Here is a 13,674-nt window from a genome sequence, read left to right on the forward strand (position 1 = left end):
TTATGATCAGATAATCGTCGCCAAACAAACCACCCATATCAACCGTGAAGCCGATGACGATTATCTCCCTACAAAAGCAGTTTAAGCAATTCTTTAATGCTGATAGCCTTCAAAAAATGGCGAAAAGTACAGGACTTATGAAGCGATGTCGGGCTATCTTACCCGACCAGCTAGTAGTAAGCCTAGTGGCCGCTTTGAGCAAAGGAAACTGCTCATCTATTGCCGATTTACTAAGGCAATTCAATGGGATGTGCTTAAGCGCTAAAGATACTGTGGCTTATAAGCCCTACCATAACCAGTTAAGAAAAGAAGAATTTCCGATATTCATGCGCCAATTGGCCATGCGAGCGATAGCTCAGTTTGCTCGCCAGCAGAGTGCCAACCTACCAGATAAACTCGCCACCTTTGATGATGTGCTGCTTCAAGATGGTAGCTCTTTCCACATTCATCGTGACCTTTCGAACGTTTACCCGAGCCGATTTAAACGCAATCCAGCCGCAGTTGAATGCCATATGACAATGTCTTTAAAAAGCTTTTCTCCAGTCGCAATGAGCATCAGCGCTGATACAGCATCAGAAAGAGACTTTTGCCCGCCCCAAAACAATGAGTAACAAATTGTTGTTGGCTGACGCAGGGTACCCTGACTTCCAATTCTTTACTGAGCTTGAACTGTATGGTGGTTTCTATATTTTCGAGGAGCAAAGTCCCTGAATCCTCATGTTATAGAAGCGAGAAACGGTCAGGGCCGGCATTTATCTAAACTAGAAGGAAAGAAGCTCAAAGACATCACTCGAGGTACTAATCGCTCACAGGTACTCGACCTTAAAGTTCGTAGTGGTAAGCAAGAATTTAGAGTGGTAAGACGTTGGTTTGCAGAAGAAAAGCGATTCTGTATTTGGTTAACTAACTTGCCTTCAGGTACCTATACTGCTGATGACATAATGGCGATCTACCGCTGTCGATGGCAGGTGGAGTTGCTTTTTAAAGAATTAAAATCTCACACAAACTGGCAACGATTTGTCACCGCACAAAAGGCCATCGTTGATGGGCTTATCTGGGCCAGTTTACTCTCGCTGATCATCAGGCGCAGTACTGCGCTTCAGATAATGCCATCGGTCTCGCTGTTTAAGGCGGCAAAAAATGTGGATGTGTGGCTGTTGCCCATATTTGAATGTATCAGCCACAAGGCATGGTCAGAAATAGGCAATAAACTGGAATGGGCCTCTAGCTATATATTTAAGAACGCACAAAAGTCCGCCCAGAGGAAGTCAAAGAAAAACATCACGTTAGACGGGATTTATGCTGGTCTTAATGCTTAAGGTTCAGTCTATGATAAATTATTAGTTCCCTAAATCAGGCATTTAATAGATAATTGTGACCCTGATCAATTCCAAACTTTCTCATGGAGACCCTTGTGGCCAAATCACCGTTACTAACAAAGGTTACTGCTGCATTTTCAATGCTAATGTCAGTTAACTCGGTTGCAAGCCAATACGACTTCGACCAGCCAATCAACCTTTCTTACTCGGATGAATGTGCTCAAGATTACTGTTTTAATGACAACTTGTATACCTACAAGCCTAGTACCAATTACGCACTGAGCGAATCGAGTGATGAGTACGACTTCTCAATCCAACAACCAAAACACATGTTGGTGAGCCAGGAGAAAGATTGGGATTACCTAATGGGTCAAACCTACACCATTCTAGGCTTAAGTGTCGCGACAGTGGGTCTAATGACTCTGCTCCCTGAAAGTATTACTAAGTGGGATGATGACCAACGTGATATCAGCTCATTAGGTAAAAAGTGGAAAGATAACGTTTCTGAAGGCCCAGTATGGGACCGTGACGAACACTTCCTAAACTACGTAATGCACCCATATTTCGGTGGTGTTTACTACACCGCAGCTCGACACGCAGGTTACGACGAGTTTGAGTCATTCTTATACTCTTGGACTATGTCGACGTTCTTCTGGGAATACGGCGTAGAAGCATTTGCTGAAGTACCTTCATGGCAAGATCTCTTCATCACACCTTTCTTCGGTGCGGTTGTGGGTGAAATAATGCTAGAAACCGAGCAAGATATCATTGCTTCAGGTGGCGAAGTGATGGGCTCTCAAACGATGGGTGATGTGTCGCTATTCTTCCTTAACCCTGTTGGTCATATTCATTACTGGGTAAGTGATGCATGGGGCGGTGACGCAGAAGTGAACCTGAATACTAACCCTTGGTGGGATAACCAAGACGCTGCGCGTTTTGCTTACGATGCTGGCGCACCATACGACTCTCAGTTTGTTGGTATGAACTTCAAAGTAACGTTCTAATTCGTCTCTAGTATTACTCAATATAAGTTATTGAATATAAGTTGCTGGATCATCAGTCACAGTGACAATTCTTCTAAAAAGCGGCTCTCTAGCCGCTTTTTTTGTGCCCTACTCTTCATTCTCTTTTTTTGCATCGAAGCTTAGTTTCAAAAATTGACCTAGGTCAAACATTGTTCGATGTAACCTTCTACACTGAAATTAAAGAACTTTATCGCGTGATATCAAACATTTAATTAGCAAAGAATAATTGAAACCTTGGGGGCTGATATGAACAGTACATTTATCGTAAACTTTATCGGAAAAGCATCACCAGCAACAATCAAACAGCTTGCTGCGGTTACTCACGAAAACGACGGCAAATGGCTCATCAGTAAAGTGAACTTTATTGAAGACCAAGTCGCTGGCGTACTAAAGGTTCAACTTCCAGCCATCAACGAATCGATTGTCAAAGAAGCGTTTAGCGCCAATCCGGATCTCATCGTGCAGTTTGTCGATTCCGATCATACGCACAATGCTCAAGACACAATCCATCACCTAAGACTCGATTCTAACGACCGAGCAGGTATCGTCAACGAAGTGACTCATGTATTGGATAGACAAGGGATCAGTATTCTCGATATGGACTGTCACCGCGTATTTATCGCAGGTGGTGGCGGTGTTAGCTCAAGCCTATTCACATCAAAAATCGCCGTTAAACTGCCAATTGAAGTTCTGATTGATGATGTCGTCAACGAGCTAGAAACGCTCAGTGAAGATACTCGAGTGATGATTGAAAGCTAAATAAACAAAATTGAAGAACAAAAAAGAGCAGCTCATTGGCTAATGCCGATCAGTTAAAGCCAAAGTGATCGGTTGAACGATCCTTCAGAGCTGTCAAAATCCAAGTGTATTTAATGCACTTGGATTTTTTTATGGATGTTTCTCAAGCTCTAAACATAATTAATGATTGGAAACCTAGCAACGTTGAAACTTTGTCTGACTTGCTTCCAATTGACCTCATCGACGAAGCTTATTCTCTTACTGATACCGTCACGATGAGAAAGAGGAAATTAACTTTAGAATCCATGGTGTGGCTGCTTGTTGGAATGGCTATCTATAACAGTAAATCCATGAAAGATTTAGTGAACCAACTTGATATTGTCGACCGTACAGGTAAAGCTTTGTCGCACCAAGTGCGTTAACTCAACGTCGAAAGACGTTGGGTGAAGACGCAATTAAAGCGGTCTTTGAGCGAATGACTACGTCATGGTTAAAAAGTGCAAAGTTACCCCAGTGGAATGGATTAACGCTTCTTGGCGTCGATGGCGTTGTTTGGCGAACGCCCGATAACCCGCAAAATGAAAAGGCATTTTCTCGACAAAAAGGGACGCAATATCCGCAAGTGAGAATGGTCTGCCAAATGGAACTAAGCAGTCACATTATTACGGCCAGTGCCTTTGATAATTACAATACAAACGAAATGATATTAGCTGAAAAACTGATAGAAACAACACCAAACCATAGCGTGACAATGTTCGATAAGGGTTCTATTCTTTAGGCTTATTACATAAATGGCAAGACTCTGGCTCAGAGCGTCATTGGCTTATCCCCCTCAAGAAAAATACACAATATGACATTGTTCAATCTTTAGGGCGAAATGACAAACTGGTTCAATTACACAGTAACCCAAGGGCTAGAAAGCTATGGCCTGATTTACCAAAGTCGATAACCGCTCGACTTGTCACTCGTAAAATTAAAGGAAAAGACTACCAAGTATTAACCTCCATGACGGACTCCTGCGTTACCCATCAAAAGATATTGCAGGCCTTTATGAACATCGTTGGGAAATTGAGCTAGGCTACCGAGAGCAGAAACAATACATGCTTGGAAATCGTCTCACGCTGCGAAGTCGTTTACCAGAACTGGTAAAGCAGGAGTTATGGGGCATCTTGCTTACTTACAATTTAATCCGATACCAGATGGTCGAGCTCTGCTTCAATCTAAAGGGAAATTACCTTCCTTATCAACTCAGTTTTAACGGCACATTAGCTCATGTATCTGCGTTACTTGTAGGCTTACCTTACTCAACACCAGGCGCAATACCTCGTCAGCTAAAGGGGTTCCACAACATGGCTGAAAGCTTAATACTTGAAGGGCGAAGGGAAAGGACATTCCCTAGAACAGTTAAACCCAGACCACAACGGTATGCTAAGAACAAAAATGCCGTTCACTCTTAAGTGAACGGCATTACAGCTCATTGGCTGCTCTTTTTATTGCTCTGAACTAGGGCGTGTTGATCTTTCGTGAGTGTTTTTTGAACAGCATGGTAAAGAGTTATAATTTGCTTCGCCAAAAGTAAAACCATAACCAATACCATGCCAAGAACAATGCTAACTGATATTCGCTGGGAACTGCTACTCCAAGTTATGAAAAGTACAGGTCGTATTTACGATAAAACTGAACATCGAATGACATTTGAAGGAATACTTTATCGAATGAGAACAGGTATTCCTTGGCGAGATCTACCCTCTGAGTTCGGAGAGTGGAGTACCGTTTACAGACGATTTAATCTTTGGTCAAAGAAAGGGATTTTAGATAATCTTTTCAAAAGCTTATCTAACATGGCTGATTTTGAATGGGTATTTCTTGATGGCTCTATAGTTAGAGCACATCAGCATAGTACAGGTGCAGCTACTGAAAGTTCAGAGCAAATAGGAAAAAGTCGCGGGGGCAACTCAACCAAAATTCACTTAGCCGTAGATAGTGGTGGCCTGCCGATTTGCTTTGATTTATCAGAGGGACAACGCCACGATATAGTGCATGCCGAAAGCTTAGTTGAGCAACTCGATGAAGTTAATACCATCGTTTGTGATAAAGGATATGACAGCGAACCTTTCCGTATTTTTGTTAAGGAACGTGGCGGAGAAACGGTAATTGCTAAACGCAATTACGGACAAGATATAGACAAAGACAGTATGGATTGGTGTTTATACAAGTATCGTCACTTGGTCGAAAATGCCTTTGGGAGAATTAAGCATTATCGAGCTATTTCAAGTAGATATGACAAGCTAGAAAGGAATTATGCCAGCATGTTATCGCTGGCATTCATGTTAATGTGGCTACCGATGTATTGTTGAACGCGAAATGTACAGCAAAGATCAACACGCCCTAATAATTCAGTTACTTAACTGACCATTGTGATAATGAGCGTTTGAAGTCTTCATAACCGAATTCATTTAGCTTCTGAACTTCGCCACTGCTACGTTCGCAGTAGATTGATGGCATTTTAAGGCCATTGAACCAGTTCAGTTTCACCATGGTGTAGCCGGCACTGTCTAACAGGTGTAGCTTTTGACCAATCTTAAGTGGCTCATCAAAGCTCGCTTCACAGAACTGATCGCCCGCTAGACATGAACATGAACCAATCACATAGTCGTGACTGCCTGTTTCTGAGGCTTCTAATACCGATGCTGGTTCATTGTAGATAAGCGTATCAAGACGGTGTGCTTCAGTTGCTGAATCCACAATCGCCGTTTTCTTTACGTTCTCGACAATATCAACGACGGTTACAACTAGGTCAGTTGTTTTAGTAATGATCGCTTCACCCGGCTCAAGGTACATCTGAACGCCGTGCTTTTCAGAGAAGGCTTTCAGCGCAAGACCGAGTTTTTCGATGTCATAGCCAGGCCATGTGAAGAACACACCACCGCCCATGCTCACCCAGTCCAACTTATCTAAGTGCTCACCAAACTGTTCTGAGATTGAATCAAGTAGGCCGATGAAGGCATCAACGTCTTTGTTCTCACAGTTCATGTGGAACATCACACCATTAATCTCATCGAAGATCTCTGGTTTGATGTGGTCAGCTTGCACGCCCAAACGCGAGAATTGACGTGCTGGATTCGCCAAGTCTTGTCCTGCGTAGCTCACGCCCGGATTTAAACGTAAACCCAGTGAAGCCTTACCTTCAACAATATGACGGTAAGCGGCAAGTTGGCTTTGAGAGTTGAAGATCATCTTGTCACAGATGTCAGCAACTTCTCTCACGTCATCTTCGCTGTAACCGACACTGTAAGCGTGCGTCTCACCACCAAAGGTTTCGTGGCCAAGTTTCACTTCGTATGGACCAGAGCTTGTCGTGCCATCGAGGTAAGGTTTGATGATGTCAAACACACCCCATGTCGAGAAGCACTTGAGAGCCAATACCAACTTCACACCTGAAATCTCTTTCAGCTGCTTGGCTTTCTCTAAGTTCGCAACCAACTTGTCTTCGTTGATCATGAAATAAGGCGTTTTTAGTTCGTTGTTTTGCATGTTAATACCTTGCGGCCCTCGAGTTCACGAAGGCACATGATAATCGAACAAAGCCGACGCAACAGCATCGGCTTGTAATTATACGTTCTCGTCAATCATATGACTTTGAATGGAATTCGCAGAGCTTTGACCTTGTCACTAGGACAACGCGACGAGGGCAAAGAGCCAGAAATTACTTCAAAGTGTGGATCAGAGGTAAACCAGCTGTCGGCTCTAGCTCTTGAACGTGCCAATCTAGACCGATTTCCGGCATAGTTGCTAGGAACGGGTCTGGGTTTAGCTGTTCCATGTTGAACACGCCTTTATCAGCCCATTCGCCACGGAAGAACTGAAGTGCAGCCGTAATCGCTGGAACACCTGTTGTGTAAGAGATCGCTTGGTGCTCTACGTCTTCGTAAGCCACTTCGTGGTCTGCGTTATTGTAGATGAACACGCTGCGCTCTTTACCGTCTTTCTTACCTTGAACCCAAGTACCGATACACGTTAAACCAGTGTAACCCGGAGCTAGAGATGTTGGATCTGGTAGTAGTGCTTTAAGAACATGCAGAGGCTGAACCACAGTGCCGTCGTGCAGTGTTAGCGGATCTGGGCTAAGAAGACCGATATCACGCATGCAGTTGAAGTAGTTCAGGTATGCATCACCAAAGCCCATCCAGAATTCGATGCGCTTAGCTGGGATGAACTCTTTCATTGAACGAACTTCATCGTGCGCCATTGAGTAAACTTTATGAGAACCACAGTTCGGGAATTCAAACTCAAGCATACGAGAGTGACAAGGTACTTGTTTCCACTCTTCATTTTCCCAGTAGAAAGAATCGCCTTGGATCTCAAGCATGTTGGTTTCTGGGTCAAAGTTTGTCGCAAACTTCTTGCCGTGGTCGCCAGCATTCACGTCCATCACGTCAATTGAGTCAATCTCATCAAACAAGTGCTTAACCGCGTACGCAGCAAAGATTGATACCACACCTGGATCGAAACCCGCACCAAGAATACCTGTGATGCCCGCTTCAGCGAACTTCTCACGGTAGCCCCACTGCCAATCGTAAGCTTGTGGTACTTGTTGGCCTTCAGAACATAGGTCAACCGCTACCGATGTATCTAAGTAAGAAACTTTAGATTGGTAACATGCTTCCATGATTGCCATGTTTACCCAAGGAGGACCAGCGTTGATCACTAGATCCGGCTGAACTTCTTTAATCAAAGCAACAAGCGCATCAACATCATCAGCGTCTACTGAACGTGCTTCTAGTTTCTTAGTTGAATCTTTAAGGTTGTTTTTGCCCTTGATAGATTCGATGATTTTTTCACACTTCGCGATTGTGCGAGAAGCGATTGTGATATCACCCAGTACTTCGTTATTTTGTGCTGCTTTGTGTGCAACAACCCAACCAACGCCGCCTGCACCAATTTGTAGAATAGCCATAGTTTTAATTACCCTTGTTGTTCTGCTAGCTCAATAGCTAAAGTTTGAATTTTGTTAATTAGAGATTTTAAATCTGATGTCGTTAAGCACGGATTCAAGATAGTGAATTTCAGCGCGCTTTTACCGTCGACGACCGTTTCGCCAAGCACGGCAACACCACGAGTCAGTGCTTCCAGTCTTAACGTTTGATTCAGTTTGTCTAAATCTAGCTCACCGTTTGCTGATTGCCCATTGCGAGGCACCGATCGGAACAGCACAGTAGACAGTGACGGCTCAGCAAGCAGTTCAAAATCGTCTTGGTTTTGAATTAGGTCTGCAACTTGAAGCGTCTGCTCTAGAAGATGATCGTACATATCACCCAGCAGCTTTGGCCCAACGCTTTGCATCGTCATGAAGACTTTCAGTGCATCAAAACGCTTGGTAGTCGCAATAGACTTATCGACAAGATTTGGCAGCTCATCGTGCTCGCGATTCAAGTAGTCCGCGTGATGCAGTAGGTACTTAAAGTTCGCTTTGTCTTTCAGCAGCACAGCACCACAGCTGATTGTTTGGAAGAACAACTTGTGGAAATCAACGCTCACTGAATCCGCTTTCTCGATGCCTTTCAGGCGAGCTTTATGGCTACTTAAGATAAGCGCGCCACCGTAAGCACTGTCGACATGGAACCAAAGATCTTGTTGGTTGGCGATGTCAGCAATCGCTTCAAGGTCATCAATAGCACCGTGATCGGTCGTACCCGCAGTACCGACAACAGCAAAAGGAATCAACCCTTGTGCTTTAAGCGCTTTCACTTCTGCGGCTAGCAAGTCAGGCTTGATAGTGCCGTTTGCATTGGTGTCAACACAGCACACTGCCGCTTCGCCTAGCCCTAGTAGAGAGGCTGACTTTTGAACCGTGAAGTGAGATTTCTTTGAACATAAGATACGCAGCTTGCTCGCGTATTCTGGTAAGCCTAGCTTTTGGATTGAGTGGCCATTGTGCTTATCCGCGACCCAGTCTCTCGCAAGCAATAAACCCATTAGGTTACTTTGCGTGCCACCGCTAGTGAAAACACCGTCAGCTTGTGCGCCAAGTTGGTATTTGTCACACATCCAATCCACAACGCGCTGCTCAACATAAGTCGCAGCCGATGCTTGGTCCCATGAATCCATTGATTGATTCAACGCCGCGATAATCGATTCAGCTGCTACCGAAGCCATAAGAGGTGGAGTGTGAAGGTGTGCAATACAGTCTGGGTGTTGCACGAAGATGGAGTTTGCAGCGACAAGGTCTGCAGTGCTATCTACAACATCAACCAAAGCGTGTTGATTGTTGTCAAGGTCGACAGCATTGATGGCTGCTTCTAGCACTTTTGGTTCTAAACCCGAATAAGGGGTTTCAACCTGTTCAAAAACCGCTTTCATCGCTTGAGTGGTTTGGTTCATCACGCTAGCAAATTCGTCGCTACCGCCTAAACCTGTCTGGATGAAATGCTTGTTCCATTCTTGGTTTGTTTGTTCGCTTGAAGCTGGGGCTTGTTGTAAACCACCACCTGCTGCGATGATCGCTTCTTCCATTACGCGGAGTGCAAAGTCGATCTGCTCAAAAGAGATAATCATTGGAGGAAGGAAGCGAATGACCGAACCATCACGACCACCCTTTTCAACCATCAAGCCGCGCTCTAGTGCTGCTCGTTGAATCGCTAGGGTTAGTTCGCCGTCTGATTGTGGTTCGCCAAACTTGTTAAGCTCACCATTTGGTTGTTTGATCTCAGCGCCGAGCATCAGGCCTTTACCACGAACTTCAGCAATACATCTAACGCGTGATTGAATCTTCTCAAGCCCATGACGTAAGTATTGGCCTGCGATGTTCGCATGCTCAACCAAGCCATCACGTTCAATAATTTCTAATGCTTTAGCGCCAGAGACCATAGCTAACTGGTTTCCACGGAATGTGCCGGTGTGCTCACCCGCTTTCCAAGTATCAATGCTCTTATCGAATACAAGCAGCGACATAGGCAGTCCGCCACCAATCGCCTTCGACAGGCACAAGATATCAGGATTAACACCAGATTCTTCAAACGCAAAGCGATGGCCGGTTTTACCCACACCACATTGAATTTCATCAAAGATCAGTAGGATGCCATGCTCATCACAGATGCGACGTAAACCTTGTAACCAAGATGCCGGAGCTGGAATCACGCCGCCCTCACCTTGCACAGGCTCAACGATCATGGCAGCCGGTTTCATGATGCCGGATTCGTCGTCATTCAACATACGCTCGATGTAACGAATGCTCGCGTTGGCACCCGCTTCACCACCAATGCCAAACGGGCAGCGGAGGTTGTATGGGAAAGGCATGAAATGTACGTCAGACATCAAGCCGCTACGACGTTCTTTAGTGCCGAGGTTACCCATCATGCCCATGGTGCCGTTGGTCATGCCATGATAAGCACCACGGAAAGCAAACATGGTGTTGCGACCTGTGGTTTGCTTAGCGAGCTTGATCGCGGCTTCCACAGCGTCAGCACCCGATGGGCCACAGAATTGAAGAACCGAGTTATTTGAAAAGTCTTGAGGAAGAAAAGCTTTAACTCGCTTGATAAACGTCTCTTTTGCTTGAGTCGTGATATCAAGTGTTTGGTATGGCAAACCAGAATCGAGCTGGTCTTTAAGTGCTTGGTTAATCTCAGGGTGGTTGTAACCCAGAGAAAGTGTACCTGCACCGGCTAAGCAATCGAGAAAGAGTTGGCCACGAGTATCTTCAACTAAAGCGCCACATGCTCGTTTAATAGCAATAGGCAGGCGTCTTGGGTAAGAGCGAACATCCGACTCATGCTGTTCTTGCTCTAGCAAAATAGCGTCAGGTGTTAGGTCGTACGTTCCCTCTAAGATAGGAACCATAGTTGAAAATGAATTTGCGATAGTATTGATATCGACTTCAAAGGCGGTAGTCATAAAAGTCCCCTTGAATGTGTTCATACTCACCTCCATCAGACGCAATTACCCACCAACTCTCGTTAAATTTGGAGAGAGTTCATAGTGAAGTACACGTATTGTCTAGAAATGAGATATAGCTGTACGCTCGCATAAGTCAAATGACGAATACGAAATTAAGCCGTCTTAAGACAGCGATAAATTGTTAGCGTGAGCTCAAGGTTCAGTAATGCTACTGTTTTGAAGAATTGGACATTTTTGCAGGATCGGGCAGCTATGAGGAGCTGGTCCCTTTGGAAATGCAGAGCTGATTAGCAATGTTGTAATTAGTGTGTTCAATGTTGGGTTTCCCATTAACATGGCGAACTGCGCCATAAGTATCCCGTCTATCAGCTAAAGGACTAGCCAATACCTACCCTACGTAATGTCCCAATCAGCAAGAATGGTCACTACGCGTATCCCCCAGAAGCAATCGTTGCTCTTCTTGAACATTGTTCATTCCGAGATTGCGCGGGAAAGTAACATAAAGTGAAATGAACGACCAATAGTTTTTAATAATAGCTTGATAAATAGCAGCTGCGGCTAAGCAATTGCTGTAAATATCATCACACTATCGTTTGAGAAAGAGATCCCCGGTTCATTCGTTCCTCTTGCCCGAGGATGACGACGTGGGATTATAAACGTTGCTAGAGAAGCTTTGAGGTCATGGCGTCATTCCCTAGAGCGAGGAACGAGTCCATAGGGAATCCCTTACAACATGTCATTGTATGGCTTTATTCAAGACGCTATCTGATGCGATGAATTAAACACAAGTCAATCAGCAGACCGGCAAGAGATCCCCGGTTCATTCGTTCCTCACGCCCGAGGATGACGACGTGGGTGTACAGGCGGTGTTAGTGATGGCTTTGAGGCTGTGGCGCCTTTCCGTCATTCCCTCGCGTGAAGAATGAGTTCATTGGGAGTCCCTTACAACATGTCGATGTATTGCTTTGTTCAGAAACTATTTGATGCAATAGATTAAACTGAAGTTAATCAGCAAGCGGCAAGAGCTCCCCGGTTCGCTCGTTCCTCACGCCCGAGGATGACGACGTGGGATTATAAACGTTGCTAGAGTAGCTTTGAGGTCATGGCGTCACTCCCTAGAGCGAGGAATGAGTTCATAGAAAATCTCGCACTGAAACCAACAAAGTTCACTACACAGATAAAGGAATGAAAAGTTAATCATCTGTCCGTGTCTACGTCATTCCCTAGCACGAGGAACGAGTTCATAGGGAATCTCGCTTTTAAAACGAACTTGATTGCGAAATTTTGAGGCAAAATAGAAATGAATTTTTAGCGCGGATTCGAACAACAAGAGTTCCTAAACGTAAAAGCTAAACGCCAGAAACCAAAAAGCCCGAACATTTCTGTTCGGGCTTCTTAATTTGGAGCGATACATCGGGTTCGAACCGATGACCTCAACCTTGGCAAGGTTGCGCTCTACCAACTGAGCTAGTATCGCATTTGCTTTATCAAGATAAAGACTTTAATAGATGGTGCCCCGGGCCGGACTTGAACCGGCACAGCGCGAACGCCGAGGGATTTTAAATCCCTTGTGTCTACCAATTCCACCACCAGGGCACGCAATTCTTTATTGCGATGCCGATTACTGAAAAGTAAAACACCATCTTAATGCTGACGCCAATCAACATTAAAAAATTTGGAGCGATACATCGGGTTCGAACCGATGACCTCAACCTTGGCAAGGTTGCGCTCTACCAACTGAGCTAGTATCGCATTTTCATTCTTAATATCTCTTAACTTATCAAGTTAAGAAAAAGAATGGAGGCGCCTCCCGGAGTCGAACCGAGGTCCACGGATTTGCAATCCGCTGCATAGCCACTCTGCCAAGGCGCCTTAGTAACTCCAATCGAATCGCTCATTGCCATCCTCTTGGGTACGGGATGCATTCTACGGATTCAGACGATTGAGTCAATATTATTTTTGTATTTTTAATTCGTTTGAATAGATTTCATACGAAACAGGCCAAATAGCTGACTTTATGTTCAAAACACACTGTGAGCGGGTTATTCAAAGGAGATCTATATCACATTAGATATCCACTATTGATAACTTAACCTTAGGTTAAAGATCAAAAAAGCGAGCCTCAGCTCGCTTCTTCATCAATGATGTTTTTCGTCTAACAAATCGTCTTTGGCGGCCATCAAGTATTGTGCCATTGACCAGTAAGTAAGTACGGTTGCGACATAGAGCGCAATGTATCCGACCCATACCATCCAATCGTCGTAGCGCCAGATAAGTACCCAAAGGGCGAACATCTGAGAAACCGTTTTTACTTTACCAACCCAAGATACCGCAACACTTGCACGTTTACCGATTTCAGCCATCCATTCACGAAGCGCTGAGATGATGATCTCACGAGCAATCATGGTCACCGCTGGGATAGTTATCCAAATCGAGTGGTAATGCTCAGTAATCAGGATAAGAGCCGTAGCGACCAACACTTTGTCAGCCACAGGGTCAATGAAGGCACCAAAGCGAGACGTTTGCCCTAACTTACGAGCTAGCATGCCATCTAGCCAGTCAGTGAAACCTGCTACCCAAAACACCATCGCAGCAGCGAAAGGAGCCCATTGATAAGGTAGATAGAAAACGACAACGAATACTGGGATCAAAAATAGTCTCAGTAAGGACAAAATGTTAGGTATATTCAAACGCAT

The 13,674-nt window shown here is 44.7% G+C and carries 7 protein-coding genes, 4 tRNA genes and 2 pseudogenes; 5 read left to right on the forward strand and 8 right to left on the reverse strand.

The window, feature by feature from the left end; all coding sequences use genetic code 11:
- Positions 1-53 precede the first annotated feature (53 nt).
- The 5 genes and pseudogenes from OCV19_RS09905 (at position 54) to OCV19_RS09925 (ending at position 5,439) form a co-directional block, all read left to right on the forward strand.
- Positions 54-1,319 (forward strand): annotated as a pseudogene (locus OCV19_RS09905) (IS4 family transposase).
- A gap of 95 nt (positions 1,320-1,414) precedes the next feature.
- Entirely contained in the window at positions 1,415-2,323 is a 909-nt protein-coding gene (locus tag OCV19_RS09910) for a DUF3943 domain-containing protein (protein ID WP_065677762.1), read from the forward strand.
- 267 nt (positions 2,324-2,590) lie between these two features.
- Entirely contained in the window at positions 2,591-3,103 is a 513-nt protein-coding gene (locus tag OCV19_RS09915; RefSeq protein ID WP_004733356.1) for a glycine cleavage system protein R, read from the forward strand.
- A 131-nt stretch (positions 3,104-3,234) separates the two neighbouring features.
- Positions 3,235-4,539 (forward strand): annotated as a pseudogene (locus OCV19_RS09920) (IS4 family transposase).
- A gap of 138 nt (positions 4,540-4,677) precedes the next feature.
- A complete protein-coding gene (locus OCV19_RS09925) occupies positions 4,678-5,439 on the forward strand; it encodes an IS5 family transposase (RefSeq protein WP_086738309.1) in 762 nt (253 codons plus the stop codon).
- Between the two features lie 43 nt (positions 5,440-5,482).
- Here OCV19_RS09925 and nspC read toward each other — a convergent pair whose 3' ends face one another.
- The 8 genes from nspC to pgsA all read right to left on the reverse strand — a co-directional run bounded on the left by nspC (position 5,483) and on the right by pgsA (position 13,674).
- Positions 5,483-6,616: a carboxynorspermidine decarboxylase gene (nspC, locus tag OCV19_RS09930; protein WP_065675481.1), complete on the reverse strand. Its 1,134-nt coding sequence runs from the start codon at positions 6,614-6,616 to the stop codon at positions 5,483-5,485.
- A gap of 172 nt (positions 6,617-6,788) precedes the next feature.
- Positions 6,789-8,039: a carboxynorspermidine synthase gene (locus OCV19_RS09935; RefSeq protein ID WP_050621275.1), complete on the reverse strand. Its 1,251-nt coding sequence runs from the start codon at positions 8,037-8,039 to the stop codon at positions 6,789-6,791.
- Between the two features lie 8 nt (positions 8,040-8,047).
- Positions 8,048-10,999: a pyridoxal phosphate-dependent class III aminotransferase gene (locus OCV19_RS09940; protein WP_170926835.1), complete on the reverse strand. Its 2,952-nt coding sequence runs from the start codon at positions 10,997-10,999 to the stop codon at positions 8,048-8,050.
- Between the two features lie 1,380 nt (positions 11,000-12,379).
- A tRNA-Gly gene (locus OCV19_RS09945) sits at positions 12,380-12,455 on the reverse strand.
- A gap of 32 nt (positions 12,456-12,487) precedes the next feature.
- Positions 12,488-12,574: transfer RNA gene (locus tag OCV19_RS09950), tRNA-Leu, on the reverse strand.
- 80 nt (positions 12,575-12,654) lie between these two features.
- A tRNA-Gly gene (locus OCV19_RS09955) sits at positions 12,655-12,730 on the reverse strand.
- Between the two features lie 46 nt (positions 12,731-12,776).
- Positions 12,777-12,850: transfer RNA gene (locus OCV19_RS09960), tRNA-Cys, on the reverse strand.
- Positions 12,851-13,116: 266 nt separating this feature from the next.
- Positions 13,117-13,674, reverse strand: a complete 558-nt coding sequence (pgsA, locus tag OCV19_RS09965; protein WP_017061490.1) for a CDP-diacylglycerol--glycerol-3-phosphate 3-phosphatidyltransferase — start codon at positions 13,672-13,674, stop codon at positions 13,117-13,119.

Source organism: Vibrio celticus (assembly GCF_024347335.1).
GTDB lineage: Bacteria > Pseudomonadota > Gammaproteobacteria > Enterobacterales > Vibrionaceae > Vibrio > Vibrio celticus.

Excerpts from the sequence above, each read along its gene's own strand:
- OCV19_RS09915 (WP_004733356.1), top strand. The coding sequence starts at position 2,591 with ATGAACAGTACATTTATCGTAAACTTTATCGGAAAAGCATCACCAGCA.
- OCV19_RS09925 (WP_086738309.1), top strand. The coding sequence starts at position 4,678 with ATGCCAAGAACAATGCTAACTGATATTCGCTGGGAACTGCTACTCCAA.
- nspC (WP_065675481.1), bottom strand. The coding sequence starts at position 6,616 with ATGCAAAACAACGAACTAAAAACGCCTTATTTCATGATCAACGAAGAC.
- OCV19_RS09935 (WP_050621275.1), bottom strand. The coding sequence starts at position 8,039 with ATGGCTATTCTACAAATTGGTGCAGGCGGCGTTGGTTGGGTTGTTGCA.
- OCV19_RS09940 (WP_170926835.1), bottom strand. The coding sequence starts at position 10,999 with ATGAACACATTCAAGGGGACTTTTATGACTACCGCCTTTGAAGTCGAT.
- pgsA (WP_017061490.1), bottom strand. The coding sequence starts at position 13,674 with ATGCGTTTGAATATACCTAACATTTTGTCCTTACTGAGACTATTTTTG.